The organism is Thermodesulfovibrio sp. (assembly GCF_049969575.1).
Taxonomy (GTDB): Bacteria; Nitrospirota; Thermodesulfovibrionia; order Thermodesulfovibrionales; family Thermodesulfovibrionaceae; genus Thermodesulfovibrio; species Thermodesulfovibrio obliviosus.
The window spans coordinates 18,411-33,944 of sequence record NZ_JBMFOO010000020.1 but is presented as its reverse complement, the minus strand read 5'-3'; the positions used below and the strand labels follow the sequence as shown (position 1 = coordinate 33,944).

Below are 15,534 nucleotides of genomic sequence, written 5' to 3'. Positions count from 1 at the left end.
ATAGCTCTTTTAAGGGCTTGTTTTTTACCAATGTCAAAGTATCTTGCATAAACAATAAGGTTTTCAAGGACATCAATGTCAGGGTCAAGATTGTTGTCCTGTGGAATAACTCCAATTTTTTTCTTAAGTTCTGGAAAAGTTTTTTCATCGGCTTTGATACCAGCTATTTCTATTTCTCCTGAAGAGGGTTTAATAAATCCATAAATCATTCCCATAAGGGTTGTTTTTCCAGCACCATTTGGTCCAAGAAAGCCAAAACATTCTCCCTGCCTTATTTCAAAACTGGCTGAATCAAGGGCTTTAAACTGTCTGTAATACTTTGTTAAATTTTTTCCTATAACTTTACCCACAATTTTTAGTATAATATTTTTGTGAAGCTGCTTAAAGTACTCATAGTTTTGGCACTTCTTTTTCCATTTAATTTGCATGCAGAAGTTTTACTTAACCAATGCAATGAAAGCGATATCAAAGGCAGTTTCAACTTAATTATATATTCAAACTCATTTATAAATGACCCTGAAACATTCATAATTCTTGATAGAGGTGATCAAATTAAAATAATTCCTTATGCGCCAAATTTTAAATACAGAGTAATTGAAAACTTGAATGAAAAAGAAGCTCTGAAAATCACCAATGAAATTTTAAAAGACAATTCATTTGTCAGTTTTATAAAATGTTCTGAAATATCTTTTAAAGGAAAAAATGCTGGCTATGAGCTGAAACCAATTTATTTTCCCTGGGTATTTGGACTTCTTGAACCGGTTGAAACAGTTTATAAAAAAGAAGGAGATTCCATCTTAATTTTTATAAGACTTAATCCAAATGTAGAAAGACAGCTTTACTTTGGTGGAGATACAGAGAGAGATAATTAGGTTCGAATAAATTCTCCGCTTTTTCCTCCTGATTTATAAATAAGCTTTATTTCTCCAATTACCATCTCTTTGTCAACTGCCTTACACATGTCATAAAATGTAAGAGCAGCTATTGAGGTAGCAACCATTGCCTCCATTTCAACTCCTGTTTGTGCTGTTGTTTTTACAGTGGTTTTTATTTTTACATGAGAGTTTTCTTCATCAGGTTCAAAATCAATCTCCACTGATGTAATTGGAAGTGGATGACAGAGCGGTATAAGATGGGGAGTCATCTTTGAAGCCATAATTCCAGCAAGACGGGCAACCTGAAAAACATCACCCTTTGCAATTTCCTTATTTAAAATCATTTTTAAGGTTTCAGGCTTCATCTTTACAATACCTTCAGTGATAGCAATTCTCTCTGTTACAGGTTTTCCTGTAACATCAACCATCCGTGCTTGTCCTTTTTCGTCAAAATGAGTAAGTGTCATCTTTCCTGCTCTGATGGCCTTATAAGTAGTTCATTTACACTGACATGCTCGGGCTGAGTTACCGCATAATAGATTGCCTCTGCAATATCGTGAGCTTTTAATGCTTTCATAGCACCTCTACTTTTTATCCATTCCTCTGGCATGTTTTCACCCCATTCAGTTGCAACAACACCTGGTTCTATTACTGTAACACGAATATTGTATTTTATCAACTCCTTACGAATTGATTCAGAAAAACCTATAACTGCCCATTTTGTAGCACAGTAAACAGACCATCCCGGAATCCCAACTCTTCCAGCTACAGAAGAAATATTCACAATATGACCACTTCTCCTGGGAATCATCATTTTTACAGCTAAATGAGTACAGTAAATAAGCCCTGTAAGATTCAGATCAATAACTTCTTTCCATTCTTTTGGTGAGCCATTTTCAATGTAATTAAAAATTCCTCTTCCAGCATTGTTAACTAAAATATCAAGCCTTTGAAAATAATCTTTCAATACTTTAAAAACTCTTTCAACTTCCTCAGGTTTTGTAAGATCAGCAGGAACATTGATCACATTTACTCCATAAGTTGTCAGCTTCTCAGTTACATTATTCAATAATTCCTTTGACCTGGCTACTAAAACAAGATTAGCTCCCTCATTAGCAAACTTTTCAGCAGTTGCCAAGCCAATTCCCTTTGATGCACCAGTTATAAGTGCAACTTGCCCTTTAATGGATTGCATCATGGGTACCTCCTTTCTTTTTATAAGTTGGTCTCCGGAAAAACATAATTGTTACAAGCATTGAAAGCATTCCAACACTGAGTATCCAGAAGGCTTCATTAAAAGCAATTGCCTGAGCCTGCCTTATGAGTTCTCTATAAATTGCTCCTTCAGGTGGCAGTAGCGTTCTTGGCTGAAGATACTCATTCAGTTTTTCCACAGCTATCTGATAGGGAATGTCATAGGGAGTGAGATTTTCTATAAGTCTGAACTGATGAAACTGAGCTCTCTGAGATACAATTGTTGTAACGATTGCTGTTCCAACAGATCCTCCAATGTTTCTTATCACTGCACTCAATGGTGTTGCATCCTGCATTTTTTCTTTTGGAATATAGGCTACTGTCATTACTGCCAGAGGAGTTATAACAAAAGCCATACCCAGGGCAAGAACAGCTCTTGGATATACAAAATCCCAAAACCCTGCCTGAAGATTGAATAAACTCATAAGATGGGTTGAATATGCACACATTATAATTCCAAAGGCAAGAGGAATTTTTGGATTGATTTTATCTGATATTTTACCACTTAGTGGAAAAGCTATAAGCTGGACTATTCCTGCTGGTCCTAAAACCAGTCCTGCCAAGAATGCTGTATATCCCATTAAATTTTGAACATAAATTGGCAAAAGAATAATGCTTCCAAAAAGATTTACAAAGGTAAAAAACATCACTAAGTTGCCAAAAAAGAAATTTTTATCTTTAAAAAGCCTGAGATTAACAACAGGATGCTCTGCTTTCTTAAGCTCCCACCAAATTAACAATACTAAGCTTACAAGACTTATGATTGATAAAATGATAATAAAATTTGAGTCAAACCAATCTTCTCTTTCACCTTTATCAAGAACTATCTGAAGACATCCAATGCCGAGAGCTAAAAATATAATTCCAGGATAATCAATACGAAGCTTTTCTCTCTTTAAATATGGAGGATCCTCTATCACAAGATATGTCATCAGAATGGATACAATACCAACTGGAATGTTTATGTAATATATCCACCTCCATGAAAAATTATCAGCAATCCATCCACCTGCTATTGGACCAAGAATTGGTGCCATAATTATACCCATTCCATAAATTGCCATTGCTGTGCCGTATTTTTCTTTTGGAAAAATCTCAAGAAGTATGCTCTGACTCAGAGGCTGTAGTCCTCCTCCACCAATTCCTTGAAGAACTCTAAAAAATATAAGAGATGTAAGACTCCACGATATTCCACATAAAAAGGAAGAAATTGTAAAAAGAGCTATTGAAAAAATAAGATAATTCTTTCTTCCAAAAATCCTACTTAACCATCCAGCCATTGGAATAACTATTGCATTTGATACAAGATAGGAAGTGATTATCCATGTTGATTCATCAACGCCTGCTGAGAGGCTTCCCTGAATGTGTCTCAATGCAACATTATTTATAGTAGTGTCAAGAATTTCAATAAAAGTTGGCAGCATTACTGTGAGAACTATCCAGAACCGTTTCATTTGAATATTATATAAAAAAATGAGTGTAAGTTAGCAATAACTTTATTAAGTCCACGATTGTCATACGGAATTTTCAATTTTTCGTATTTCTTCTTGTCTCGCTCCCGCCGCAATCCCTTTTAAATGAGGTCAAGTTTCCAACGTAGCCTTTCTAAGGCTTTGATTTTAAAAGCTTTTAAAGCCCATTTCGCGTTACCCCATTTTGAAGAAGGCAAAATGTAAGCGGTTATTTTCAATTTTTACCCCTTTTTAAGGGAGAACTTACTGCACAAAAACTGCATAATTTGTAATTTTAAAGGGGAGTGTGATGTTTCATAAACCCTTGATAATTCTTGATGGGCGATACAGGGATCGAACCTGTGACCTCTTCCGTGTGAAGGAAGCGCTCTCCCACTGAGCTAATCGCCCAAAACTTTTGAAATATAACTGTTTTTATACATCTAAGTCAACTATTTTTTCTCAATTTTAAGAGGCTTCCTAAAATTGTTGATACAAAATTTACTTTCGCTTCGTTAGGAACTGTTACCAAAAAACGCTGCAGTCGCTTAAGACAGTGATTTTCTAATGGCAATCTGAAGAGGTTTGCAAATATTTGTTGGAATTTGCTATATTGCTACACAAATGAATAAAAAGCAAAAAGGATATCAGGATCATATTGTAAGTGAGCATAAAGTATTTGAAAGCTTTCTTAAAAGCAAAATAAAATTCAACAGAATTCAAAAGTTTTATCAGGGAATAAAAGTCAGAATTATCAATCTGAACCTGATTCCTAATATTAAATCTGCAAAGAAAATTTTAGATATCGGATGTGGTGAGGCAGAAACCTTAAAATTTATAAGACAACATATTAACTCTGATGCTGAGTTTTACGGTGTGGATTTAGAAAAAAACAAGAATCTACCTCCTTTTGTTAACTTTTATGAAGTTGATATAGAAGAACAAAAACTTCCCTTTGAAGATGATTATTTTGATATAGTTATTTCTACATTTTTATTAGAACATTTACAAAATCCACAACAATTTTTCTTTGAAACTAATAGAGTTTTAAAAAAGGCAGGTCATTTCTACTGTGTTACTGAAAATTACACTTCAGTTTTTTTACCAGGTAGATTCAATTTTTTCTCTGATCCAACCCATGTAAGACCCTGGACAAAAAAAAGTCTAAAAGCTCTTGCTGAGATGTCAGGGTTTAAAGTATTAAAAATTGGTCACTTTAGACCTGTAGAGTATTTTCTTCTTATTCCATTTGTGCCTATTCTAAGCCTGATTTTTGGTTCAGAATGCTTCATAGTGATTTATGAAGTATTTTTTGGAAAAAGTATTTATTGTCTTCTGAGGAAACCTTGAAAGTTAAAAATTCATTATTAATTATGTATGTTTAAAGATATATCTTCTGTCACGCTTGCCTTTGTTTATGTGAATATTCTTGGATATGTTTTTCATTCTGCTGTAAGCCGAAGTCTTGGTCCAGCTGTTTATGGAGAGTTTATGGTTTTGTATTCTTTTATGTTAACAGTGGGAAATATTACAGTGCTTCTTGGAACTGTAAGCATCAAAACTATAATTGAAAACTATCAAAGTAGATTTAATTTTTTTAATTCATTAAGATTAATGGGATTTGTAATTGGTGCAGTATTTGCTCTTTTAGTGTGTGCTTTCTCATCTTATCTTAAGGATTTTCTACATGTAACTGAATACTACTACTTCTTTATAATTGCTTTAGCATGGCTTGGAATGTCTTTAGTTGCTGTGGAAAGAAGCTTTCTTCAGGCAACTGGTAAATTCCCTCTCTTTGCCTTCTCTACAGCAATGGAGCTAACACTTAGATTAATTGCAGCATTAGTAGCAATTTATGTAGGGTTAAAAGTGGATGGAGTCCTTTTTTCTACAGTTGTTGGAGCATTTGCTGTATTAATAATTCTTCTTATAATAAATGGAAATCTTACAGTCAAAAGAGCACAATTAAATATAAAGAAAATGTTAATCATAGCTCTTTATGCTTCTCCTATTGGTTTTTTTATCTATGCAGATAACATATTTATAAAAAGAATACTTGATGAGCATACTGCAGGAATTTACTCAGCAGTATCAATTGTTGGAAAAGTGCTTGTATGGTTTATTTTAACAATTCTTGGCGTTTATTTCCCGAAATTTGTAGAAGCAAAAAAATCAGCATTTTTTAAAAAACTGGTATTTCATATGTTAGCAATAGTAATTGTCTCTGAAGTAATGGCTCAAATAGCCTGCCTTTTAATTGGTAAACCCTTATTTTTACTGCTTTTTGGAACGAAGTTTGAACCAGCTTTAAAATTCCTTCCCATTTATTTTATTGCTTTACTACCTCTTCTTTTCAACATAGTTTTTATCAGTATGGCAGTAGCCTTAGAGCGATATTTTTACATGATTTATGCGCATCTTTTTCTATTTTATGCAGGATTTCTTATGTTTCCCTTGAGAAGCATTTCTGATTATTTAGCTTACATTTTTTGCATAAATGCCTTTTTTGTTTTATTATATTTATTGAGATTTAAAAAGGAGTTAAAATGAATGTCCTCGTAATTCTGCCAACATACAATGAAGCGGAAAATGTAGAAAAATTGATTCCAAGACTGCTTGAGCATGAAGTGGATATTCTTTTTATTGATGATGCATCTAAGGATAATACAGCGGAAAAAATAAAAAAGTGGATAAAACAGTCCGAGAGAGTGAACTTAATACAGAGACCTGCAAAACTCGGACTTGGAACAGCTTATGTAACAGGCTTTAAGTGGGCTTTAAACAGGCATTATGACTGTATATTTGAAATGGATGCAGACCTATCCCATGACCCTGGTGATATTCCAAAATTCATAGAAAAATGCAATGAAGGATATGACCTTGTAATTGGCTCAAGATACACTCGTGGTACAATAAGCGTTGTAGGATGGGATTTTCGAAGGCTGCTGCTTTCAAAATTTGCCAATAAGTATGCCATAACAATATTGGGACTCAAATTTCTCACCGATGTAACAAGCGGATATCGCTGTTACCAGAGGAAAGTGCTTGAAGTTATAGAGCTTGACAGTATTAAATCAAATGGCTATGCCTTTCAGATAGAAATGATTTATAGAGCCTATAAACTGGGGTTTAAAATTACCGAAATCCCAATAATTTTTTATGAAAGAAACAGTGGCTCCTCAAAGATGAGTAAAAAAATCGTCAGAGAAGCAGCAATCATGGTGTGGAGATTGAGATTTGGTAAATAAAAAAGTGTTATAATTCAATTATGTTTAAGTATGAAAAAGATTCCCTTAAAAGAATTACAGAGAAGTTAAAAAATATCTTTTCCCACAGGCTTAAAGCTGTTGTGGCTTTTGGTTCAAGAATAAGAGGTGATTTTAACAGTGAGCTTGCAGATTATAGAATTAATGTGAAATCTGGACTTGTTGAGAATAAATATGTTGAATATTTTAAAATTCTGCTTAGCAGAACAACAGATGTAGACTATGGAGATTTTGAAGTTATTGATAAAGAAAGGGCTGAAGATTCTTTAAATAAGGCTTATGAATTTTTAATTATGGCAGAGAGCCTTCTGGAAAAATTAATGCCAGATGAGTAAAATTTTAATTGACGGATATAATCTTATCGGAATTTTTCACAGGGATTTAAAAAAAGCCAGAGATGAACTAATACAGGCACTTATTCAGTATCGCAACAAAAAAGGACATGACATTACCGTTGTCTTTGACGGATATAAAGAAGGACCTGGGAAAGAAACTGTGGAGTATCGTGCAGGAGTGAGAATAATTTACTCTGGAGCTAATGAAAAGGCTGATGATATAATAAAAAGAATACTTAGCACTGAAAAGTTTTCTTGGATTGTGATAACCTCTGATAAAGAAATAGAAAAAGCAGCATGGAAAGAAAACTGCGTTGCTGTTGATTCTTCAGTTTTTTTTGATATTCTTAATGGTGAAGAGTTTTATTTTGAGCAAAAAAGAGGTATGACTTTATCAAAAAAGCAGAAGGCAATACTAAAGGCAATATCAAAACTCTAATGATAAAGAGACTGTTCAGGCTTCAACCAGCATTTCAACTAAATATTGTTTTTTTTACATTTCTGTGCCTGATCTTGCTTATTTTTTCAGACAGACTGCCTTCTTTCAATTTTTTTATAATTTATGCCTCCATAGTTATATTCCAGATTTTTCTTTGTAAAGTTCCAGAAAATGCCTTTCTTTCTTTCATAAAAAACATCGGATTGCCTGTTTTTTCTGTTTTAATAGCCTTTGATACAATTGGGGAGCTTATTGCTTACATAAATCCAAAAGATATTGATGCAGTATTGCTTAAATTTGATTATTCAATCTTAGGATTCTATCCCTATGTGTATTTTGATAAAATAGCAAATCCTGCATTAACTGAATTAATGCAGCTTTCCTATTGTTTTTATTATATTCTGCCCTTTATGATTGGGATTTATCTAATTAAGAACGGAAATAAACAAGAATTTTATAGAGCCCTCTTTCTTGTGCTTTTCTGTTATTATCTTTCCTATATTGGATATATGCTATTTCCAGCACTTGGTCCAAGATATAGCATTCCTCATATGTTTCAAAATGAATTAAATGGATTATTTCTGGCTCATAAAATTAAAGATTTGCTGAACTCCCTTGAAGGGATAAAAAGAGATGCCTTTCCAAGCGGACATGTGGCTGTGTCATTGGTTGTATTAATTTTAATGTTAAAATATTCAAAAAAGCTATTCCTGCTGAGTTTTATTCCTGTGATATTTTTGATAATCTCCACAATATACTGTAGATATCACTATTTTACAGATGTTTTAGGAGGAATTTTACTCACAGTTGTAACTTTGCTTGTAGGTAATTTATACTATAGTTTTTGGTTATCAAAAAATGGAAATACCGTTATCAAAAGATAAAGATGGTTATACATTAAAAGTAATAGTCAAAACAGGAGCCAGAACTGCTGGAATAGAGGGAATTGAAGGAGATGTATTAAAACTGAAAATTAAATCTCAACCTCATGATGGATTAGCAAATAAAGAACTTGTTGAAATGCTTTCTGAGATATTGAATGTTCCAAAATCAAAAGTTGAAATAATCAAGGGTAAGACTTCAAAACATAAAGTTATTAAAATAAAGGAGAATTAGATTGATAGAAAGTCTTACAGGATACGGATTTTCTGAAAAAGGAACATTCAGAGTAGAGGCAAAATCTTTAAATCACAGGTTTCTTGAGATAAATTTAAAACTGCCTCAAATACTCTCAAAACATGAAATTGAAATCAGAAATCTTATAAGGAAAAAATTTCACAGAGGCAAAATAGATGTTACTGTAACGATCAATCAGAAAGAAAAAACAGGCAGGGTTTATCTCAATAAAAATCTTGCAAAGCAGCTTTATGAAGCATTTATTGACTTAAAAAAAGAGTTAAGCATTTTAGGCTCTATTGATATTTCAATGTTTTCAAACTTCAGAGAACTTTTTATATATGAAGAACAACAGCCTGATGTAAATACCCTTATGCTTACCGTATCAGAGGCTCTTGAATCACTTCATGAGATGAGAAAAAAAGAAGGACAGATAATTAAACAAACTTTAACAGAAATTGCTGATAATCTTGAAAAGGATATAGCAACTTTAGAGAGTTTTGTGGATTTAGGTTATAATAATTATATTAACTCTTTGAAAAATAGAGTAAAACAGTTGATAACTGAAAACAACCTTGATGAAAAACGGATCTTAGAGCAGATTATTTTATATGCCCAGAAGACAGATATCAAGGAGGAAGTTGATAGACTTCAGAGTCATATTATTCAGTTTAAAGAAAATATCATGAAAGGTGGCAATGTGGGGAAAAAACTGGATTTTTTACTTCAGGAAATGAACAGAGAAATAAATACAGTGCTGGCAAAAACAGAAGATTTTCAGGTCAAAACTCTTGCGATTGAGATAAAAACAAACATTGAAAGACTTAAAGAACAGATTCAGAATATCCAATGAGTTTCATAAACATAGGTTTTGGCAATATAGTGTCTTTATCAAGAATTGTTGCAGTGGTGAATCCTAACTCTTCGCCTATGAAAAGAATGAAAGAGGAAGCAAAAAAAAGAGGGAAACTTATTGATGCAACTGAAGGAAGAAAAACCCGTTCAATTATAATTACTGATAGTGACCATATCATACTCAGTGCCTTACAGGTTGAAACAATTTTCCAAAGAATTAATGAAGCAAACACGGTGAATGATGGAACTTTATAAAAGAGGAAATATTTTTGTTATTTCTGCTCCTTCAGGCACAGGTAAAACAACATTATGTGAGAGACTGCTTAAGGCATTGCCTGATTTAAAAATGAGTATATCTCATACAACAAGAAAGCCAAGGACTGGAGAGACAAATGGAGTTGATTATTTTTTTGTAGATAAAAAAACTTTTGAAGAAATGATATCTAAAGAAGAATTTATTGAATGGGCAGAGGTTTACGGAAATTTTTATGGAACATCAAAAAATGTTATATCTCAACTAATGAAACAGGGATATGACATACTGCTTGATATTGACACGCAGGGAGCAAAAAATATAAAAAAACTTTATCCTGAAAGTATTCTAATTTTTATTCTTCCACCTTCTATGAAAGAACTTGAGAGAAGACTTTTACAGAGAAATGAAGATAAGGATACAATAAAAAAGAGAGTGAGCAAAGCAGGAGAGGAAATCTCACAGTATAAACTTTATGACTACATTGTAATAAATGATAATCTTGAAAAAGCATTAAATGAACTGCTCTGCATAGTCTGTGCTGAAAGACTTAAAACAAAAAGAATAAAACATAATGAAATAGAAAAAATCTTTACAAAATAAGGAGGAAATAAAATGGAAAAAAAAGAACAAACTCTTGATATTATCTCTCTACCAATAGAAATTGACAGGACAAAAATTGATTCAAGATATCGTCTTGTGCTTATAGCAGCTCAAAGAGCTGCTGAACTTTCTCTTGGTGCTACATCAAAATTAGATAAAAAGGCAAAAAAAGTTACGACCACAGCAATTCTTGAGGTTTTATTAAACAAAGTAGAGTACATTACAGGTGAAGAAGCGTTGAAAGCCAAAGAAAAGATTAATCAGATTGATGTTAAAAAACTTCTTGAAGACAAAAGAAAAACAATTCCTGACCTCAGCGAACTTGAAAAGGATCTTAAAGTTTACTTACACGGTAAGGAATCTGCTGAAAAATTGCTTGAAGAATTATTTTCAGAACAACCAGAACAGCATTCTGATGAACAAGAATAATTAAAAGTGAAGGATCTTTTAAAAAATAAAAAAATTCTTATAGGCATAACAGGAAGTATTGCAGCATACAAAGTTTTTGAAATCATCAAGCTTTTAAAAGAAGCAGGAGCAGAAGTCTTTCCTGTTATGACTGAAAAAGCAACTTATTTTGTTACACCTCTAAGCATTGAAATATCCTGTGGCAACAGAGTTTTGATTGATATGTTTCAGGAACCTCTCTCTCATATTGAGCTTGCAAAAAAATGCGATCTCTTTTTAATAGCACCAGCCACTGCAAATTTAATCAATAAATATGCCTGTGGAATTGCTGATGATCTTCTTACAACCACTCTTCTTGCTTTTCGTGGTCCTGTAATTATAGCTCCTGCAATGAACTGGAGAATGTATCAGGCTGCACAGGTTCAAAAAAGCATTGATTACTTAAAAAGCATAGGAGTTGAATTTATAGGACCTGAACAAGGATCTCTTGCCTGTGGTGAAGAAGGGACAGGAAGGCTTGTAAGAGCAGAAAAAATTTTTGAAGCAGTGGTTTCAGCTTTAACTGAAAAAGATTTAAAAGGACAGCATGTCCTTGTCACAGCAGGACCTACACGGGGATACCTTGATGTCATAAGATTTATAACGAACAGATCATCAGGTAAGATGGGTTATGCCCTGGCAAAAGTTGCAAAAAGAAGAGGTGCAAAAGTAACCCTTATAAGTGGTCCTTCAAATATTGAACCTCCAGAGGTGGATAAATTTTTCAAAGTTGAAACAACTGAGGAAATGCTTGAAAAAGTCATGGAAAGTATAAATTCTGCCACAATTCTTTTAATGGCGGCAGCACCAATTGATTTTGAACCTGAAAAGATTTTTAATACAAAAATTGAAAAAAACTCAATAAATTCCATATCCCTCAGGCTATGTCCTGATATACTTAAAGAGATTTCAAAGCTCAAGAAAAAGCCTTTTACAATAGGCTTTTCTGCTGAAGCAGGACTCAATACAGAAAGAGCAAAGATTAAGTTTAAGGAAAAAGCCCTTGATATGATTGTTTTGAATGATATAATGAAAAAAAACACAGGCATGGAATCTGATACTAATGAAGTAATAATTATTTATAAAAAAAGAAACAAATTTTTTGAAGAAAATACATCCCTGCTTTCAAAAGAAGAAATTGCCAGCCTAATTTTATCCAAAGTTAAGGAGTTAATGCTTGAAAAATAAATATGAAAATAGGATCAAAAAGGTTTTTGACAAAATTAGTTCAAACTCTGAGGCATTTTTAATAACCAATCTCAAAAATATAAGATATTTAACTGGCTTCAGAGGAAGTTTTGCAGTAACGCTTTTAACTCCTCAGGGATGCTTTCTTTTTGTTGACTTTCGGTATGTGGAGCAGGCAAAGAAAGAAGCTGTGGCTGAAGTTGTTTTTTTTAAAGACTCCTGGATTAATGCTGTGATGAAATTTATTAAAGATTTCGATATAAAAAGGCTTTCCTTTGAAGTTACCTGTCCCTTCGAGACTTTTCACAAACTAAGCAGCATTAAAATTGAAGTTGTTCCCCAGTACTATATTGTTGAGCATTTGAGAGCAGTTAAAGAACAAGAGGAAATTGACAAAATCAAAGTAGCAGTTAAAATTGCTGAAGAAGCTTTTTTAGAAACTAAACATTTTGTAAGAGAAGGTATTTCAGAAAAAACAATAGCAAGAGCTCTTGAAAATGAGATAAAAAAATACAGTGATACTTTACCTTTTCCTGTGATTGTAGCATCTGGAGCCAATTCTTCAATGCCACACTGGCGAAACTCTGACAAAACACTAAATTATGGTGATTTTGTTATAATTGATTGGGGCGCTGAGTATGAAGGTTATTTTTCTGATATGACAAGAACATTTATAATAGGAAATGCTGATAATAAAAAGAAAGAGATTTATGAAATAGTAAATAAGGCTAGGCAGGAAGCAATCATGGCATGTAAGGCAGGAATGCTTGCAAAAGATATTGACCATGCAGCAAGAAATCTGATAAAACAATCAGGTTATGAAGAAAATTTCGGGCATGCTACAGGTCATGGAGTTGGGCTTGATGTTCATGAATTTCCAAAGATAAATCATCAATCTGAAGAAATAATTGAGCCTGGCATGGTTTTTACTGTAGAGCCTGGAATTTATATGGAAGGCTTTGGAGGAGTGAGAATAGAAGATATGGTCGTTGTAAAAGGGAATTCAGTAGAAATTTTGACAACACTTTCAAGAGATTTAGAAATTTTATAGGAGGTAGAGCATGATTTCAACATCAGAATTTAAAAAAGGCTTAAAAATTGAATACAAAGGAGAACCATATGAAATAATTGACTTTCAACATGTAAAAATGCAACAAAGAGCACCAATTGTAAGAACTAAAATAAAAAATCTTAAAACAGGAAGGGTTCTTGAGGAAAATTTCCCTGCCGGAGAAAAATTTGAAAAACCAGAGCTTGAAGAAAAGCAAATGCAATATCTTTACTCTCAGGGAGACTCTTATGTTTTTATGGATATGGAAACTTATGAGCAGATTTCTATATCAAAAGATAAAATTGGAGATGCTTTGTATTACATAAAAGAAGAAATGATTGTTGATGTGATTTATTACAAAGGTGAAGTCCTTATTGTAGAGCCACCGATGTTTGTTGAATTAAGAGTTGTGGATACTGAACCTGCCTTTAAGGGCGATACAGCTTCAGGAGGAACAAAACCTGCCCGCCTTGAGACAGGGCTTACAGTAAAGGTGCCTTTTCATATTCAGACAGGTGATTTATTAAAAATTGATACAAGAACAGGAGAATACATTGAAAAGATAAAGGAGTGAATAATGGAACTTGAAGAAATAAAAGAAATAATATCTTTTTTGAAAAATACGGATGTAACAGAGTTAAACATTGAAAAAGAAGGTTTTAAAATTAGAATTAAAAGGGGATATGTCTATGCTCCTGTAGAAATTGCAAAACCCCCCAAACTATCAGCAGAATCTTCACAACCTTCTTATCATGCAGAAGTTTTAAAGGAAGAAGAAGTTCTTCACACTATTACCTCTCCATTGGTCGGAACATTTTATAGAGCCTCTTCTCCTGATGCTCCAGCATTTGTTGAAGTAGGCACAAAAGTTGAAAAGGGACAGGTCTTGTGCATAATAGAAGCAATGAAAATTATGAATGAAATTGAAAGTGATGTTTCAGGAATTGTAAGAAAAATACTTGTTGAAAACGGACAGCCTGTTGAGTATGGAGAGCCATTATTTTTAATTGAGGTAACTAAATAATGGAGTTATTCAAAAAGATTCTTATTGCAAATAGAGGAGAGATAGCTGTAAGAATTATCCGTGCCTGTAGAGAACTTGGTATAAAAACCGTTGCAGTTTACTCCGAAGCTGATAAAGAATCTTTACATGTGAAACTTGCAGATGAGGCAATATGTATAGGACCTGCAAGTCCTGCTCAAAGCTATTTAAATCTCACAGCAATTCTTTCTGCAGCAGACATTACAGATGCTGAAGCAATTCATCCAGGATATGGATTTTTGTCTGAAAATGCCCAGTTTGCAGAGGCTTGCGTGAACTCTGGAATAGTTTTTATCGGACCAACTCCTGAAAACATCAAAATTGGAGGAGATAAAGCAAAGGCAAGACAGATACTTAAAAGAAAAGGTATTCCTGTAGTTCCTGGAAGTGATGGACCGGTGAAGGATGAAGAATCCTGTATGAAGATAATCAAAAAAATTGGACTTCCTATAATATTTAAGGCTTCTGCTGGTGGTGGTGGAAGAGGAATGCGCATAGTAAATGACGAAAAAGATATTGAACAGGCTTTTTTCATGGCTCAGAGAGAAGCACTTGCAGCGTTTGGAAACGGAGAGCTTTATATTGAAAAGTATTTCCCGAAAGTAAGGCATATAGAAGTGCAAATACTTGCTGATAAACAAGGCAACATTATTCATCTTGGAGAAAGAGACTGCACAATACAGCGTAGACATCAGAAATTGCTTGAAGAAGCTCCTTCTCCAGTTTTAAATGAAAAACTAAGAAAAAAAATAGGTGAATATGCAGTAAAAGCTGCCAAAGCGTTGAAATTCAGAAATATAGGCACCTTTGAATTCATTGTTGACGATGAATTAAATCCCTATTTTATTGAGATAAATACCAGAGTTCAGGTAGAACATCCTGTAACAGAGGAAATTACTGATATTGACATTATCAAAGAGCAAATAAAGCTTGCGAAAGGATATCCTTTATCTTTCAAACAGCCTCAAATTAAATTTCGTGGACATGCCATTGAATGTAGAATTAATGCAGAAGATCCAGAAAAGTTTATTCCATCTCCAGGTACTGTTGAATTTATTCACTTTCCTGGTGGTCCTGGCATAAGAGTGGATAGCTATCTTTATCAGGGATGCAAGGTATCTCCCTACTATGATTCACTGGTAGCAAAAATCATCGCCAAAGGAGCGAACAGACAAGAAGCAATAGACAGAATGAAAAGAGCTCTTCAAGAGACAGCAATAAAAGGGATACAAACAAATATATCTTTATTTCTGAGAGTGCTTGAAAATCCTGATTTTATCAAAGGAAAATTTTTTACAGATTTCATCCAATTAATGAACAATAACAACAAATCCTGATTTAAATAAAAGCTCTATATGG

At 33.4% G+C, this 15,534-nt stretch carries 21 protein-coding genes and 1 tRNA gene; 17 read left to right on the top strand and 5 right to left on the bottom strand.

Going from position 1 to position 15,534, the window contains the following annotated elements; genetic code table 11:
* The coding region (locus ACP5O9_RS06020) for an ATP-binding cassette domain-containing protein (protein ID WP_428723625.1) at nucleotides 1-350 on the bottom strand (350 nt) is incomplete at its 3' end.
* Nucleotides 351-371: 21 nt separating this feature from the next.
* On the opposite strand from ACP5O9_RS06020, the gene ACP5O9_RS06015 reads away from it, so the two are divergent.
* Nucleotides 372-872 carry a hypothetical protein gene (locus ACP5O9_RS06015; RefSeq protein ID WP_428723624.1) on the top strand — a complete coding sequence of 167 codons (501 nt, stop codon included), beginning with the start codon at nucleotides 372-374 and terminating at the stop codon, nucleotides 870-872.
* Here ACP5O9_RS06015 and moaC read toward each other — a convergent pair.
* The 4 genes from moaC to ACP5O9_RS05995 form a co-directional block, all read right to left on the bottom strand.
* Complete coding sequence (gene moaC / locus ACP5O9_RS06010; RefSeq protein WP_353685651.1) at nucleotides 869-1,342, bottom strand: cyclic pyranopterin monophosphate synthase MoaC; 474 nt, start codon at nucleotides 1,340-1,342, stop codon at nucleotides 869-871. The two genes, ACP5O9_RS06015 and moaC, sit on opposite strands and share 4 nt — an antisense overlap.
* Entirely contained in the window at nucleotides 1,339-2,073 is a 735-nt protein-coding gene (locus ACP5O9_RS06005) for an SDR family oxidoreductase (protein ID WP_353685652.1), read from the bottom strand. The genes moaC and ACP5O9_RS06005 overlap by 4 nt, the downstream gene beginning before the upstream one ends.
* Complete coding sequence (locus ACP5O9_RS06000; protein WP_428723623.1) at nucleotides 2,057-3,583, bottom strand: DHA2 family efflux MFS transporter permease subunit; 1,527 nt, start codon at nucleotides 3,581-3,583, stop codon at nucleotides 2,057-2,059. The genes ACP5O9_RS06005 and ACP5O9_RS06000 overlap by 17 nt, the downstream gene beginning before the upstream one ends.
* A gap of 336 nt (nucleotides 3,584-3,919) precedes the next feature.
* A tRNA-Val gene (locus ACP5O9_RS05995) sits at nucleotides 3,920-3,991 on the bottom strand.
* A gap of 213 nt (nucleotides 3,992-4,204) precedes the next feature.
* On the opposite strand from ACP5O9_RS05995, the gene ACP5O9_RS05990 reads away from it, so the two are divergent.
* The 16 genes from ACP5O9_RS05990 to accC are packed head-to-tail and all read left to right on the top strand — an operon-like array spanning nucleotide 4,205 to nucleotide 15,512.
* On the top strand, nucleotides 4,205-4,930 hold the full coding sequence (locus tag ACP5O9_RS05990; RefSeq protein WP_353685654.1) for a class I SAM-dependent methyltransferase: 726 nt from the start codon (nucleotides 4,205-4,207) through the stop codon (nucleotides 4,928-4,930).
* Between the two features lie 27 nt (nucleotides 4,931-4,957).
* Nucleotides 4,958-6,130: an oligosaccharide flippase family protein gene (locus tag ACP5O9_RS05985; RefSeq protein ID WP_424904459.1), complete on the top strand. Its 1,173-nt coding sequence runs from the start codon at nucleotides 4,958-4,960 to the stop codon at nucleotides 6,128-6,130.
* Entirely contained in the window at nucleotides 6,127-6,828 is a 702-nt protein-coding gene (locus ACP5O9_RS05980; RefSeq protein WP_424904458.1) for a polyprenol monophosphomannose synthase, read from the top strand. Before ACP5O9_RS05985 ends, ACP5O9_RS05980 begins: the two co-directional genes overlap by 4 nt.
* A gap of 20 nt (nucleotides 6,829-6,848) precedes the next feature.
* Nucleotides 6,849-7,181: a hypothetical protein gene (locus ACP5O9_RS05975; protein WP_428723622.1), complete on the top strand. Its 333-nt coding sequence runs from the start codon at nucleotides 6,849-6,851 to the stop codon at nucleotides 7,179-7,181.
* Nucleotides 7,174-7,620, top strand: coding sequence for an NYN domain-containing protein (locus tag ACP5O9_RS05970; RefSeq protein WP_353685658.1), 447 nt, complete (start codon nucleotides 7,174-7,176; stop codon nucleotides 7,618-7,620). The genes ACP5O9_RS05975 and ACP5O9_RS05970 overlap by 8 nt, the downstream gene beginning before the upstream one ends.
* A complete protein-coding gene (locus ACP5O9_RS05965; RefSeq protein WP_353685659.1) occupies nucleotides 7,620-8,504 on the top strand; it encodes a phosphatase PAP2 family protein in 885 nt (294 codons plus the stop codon). Before ACP5O9_RS05970 ends, ACP5O9_RS05965 begins: the two co-directional genes overlap by 1 nt.
* The gene (locus ACP5O9_RS05960) at nucleotides 8,479-8,736 is read left to right on the top strand and encodes a DUF167 domain-containing protein (RefSeq protein WP_353685660.1); all 258 of its coding nucleotides are present in this window, start codon (nucleotides 8,479-8,481) and stop codon (nucleotides 8,734-8,736) included. Before ACP5O9_RS05965 ends, ACP5O9_RS05960 begins: the two co-directional genes overlap by 26 nt.
* Before the next feature lies 1 nt (nucleotide 8,737).
* The gene (locus ACP5O9_RS05955) at nucleotides 8,738-9,589 is read left to right on the top strand and encodes a YicC/YloC family endoribonuclease (protein WP_424904454.1); all 852 of its coding nucleotides are present in this window, start codon (nucleotides 8,738-8,740) and stop codon (nucleotides 9,587-9,589) included.
* On the top strand, nucleotides 9,586-9,846 hold the full coding sequence (locus tag ACP5O9_RS05950) for a DUF370 domain-containing protein (protein ID WP_353685662.1): 261 nt from the start codon (nucleotides 9,586-9,588) through the stop codon (nucleotides 9,844-9,846). The genes ACP5O9_RS05955 and ACP5O9_RS05950 overlap by 4 nt, the downstream gene beginning before the upstream one ends.
* Nucleotides 9,830-10,447 (top strand): guanylate kinase, encoded by a 618-nt coding sequence (gene gmk / locus ACP5O9_RS05945; RefSeq protein WP_424904453.1) that lies wholly within the window; start codon nucleotides 9,830-9,832, stop codon nucleotides 10,445-10,447. The genes ACP5O9_RS05950 and gmk overlap by 17 nt, the downstream gene beginning before the upstream one ends.
* 12 nt (nucleotides 10,448-10,459) lie before the next feature.
* Complete coding sequence (gene rpoZ / locus ACP5O9_RS05940) at nucleotides 10,460-10,876, top strand: DNA-directed RNA polymerase subunit omega (RefSeq protein WP_353685664.1); 417 nt, start codon at nucleotides 10,460-10,462, stop codon at nucleotides 10,874-10,876.
* Nucleotides 10,877-10,882: 6 nt separating this feature from the next.
* Entirely contained in the window at nucleotides 10,883-12,082 is a 1,200-nt protein-coding gene (gene coaBC / locus ACP5O9_RS05935; RefSeq protein ID WP_353685665.1) for a bifunctional phosphopantothenoylcysteine decarboxylase/phosphopantothenate--cysteine ligase CoaBC, read from the top strand.
* Nucleotides 12,072-13,133, top strand: coding sequence for a M24 family metallopeptidase (locus ACP5O9_RS05930; protein ID WP_428723621.1), 1,062 nt, complete (start codon nucleotides 12,072-12,074; stop codon nucleotides 13,131-13,133). Before coaBC ends, ACP5O9_RS05930 begins: the two co-directional genes overlap by 11 nt.
* Before the next feature lie 10 nt (nucleotides 13,134-13,143).
* Nucleotides 13,144-13,707 carry an elongation factor P gene (efp, locus tag ACP5O9_RS05925; RefSeq protein ID WP_353685667.1) on the top strand — a complete coding sequence of 188 codons (564 nt, stop codon included), beginning with the start codon at nucleotides 13,144-13,146 and terminating at the stop codon, nucleotides 13,705-13,707.
* Nucleotides 13,708-13,710: 3 nt separating this feature from the next.
* Nucleotides 13,711-14,157: an acetyl-CoA carboxylase biotin carboxyl carrier protein gene (gene accB, locus ACP5O9_RS05920; protein WP_428723620.1), complete on the top strand. Its 447-nt coding sequence runs from the start codon at nucleotides 13,711-13,713 to the stop codon at nucleotides 14,155-14,157.
* A complete protein-coding gene (gene accC, locus ACP5O9_RS05915; RefSeq protein ID WP_353685669.1) occupies nucleotides 14,157-15,512 on the top strand; it encodes an acetyl-CoA carboxylase biotin carboxylase subunit in 1,356 nt (451 codons plus the stop codon). Before accB ends, accC begins: the two co-directional genes overlap by 1 nt.
* Nucleotides 15,513-15,534: the final 22 nt, after the last annotated feature.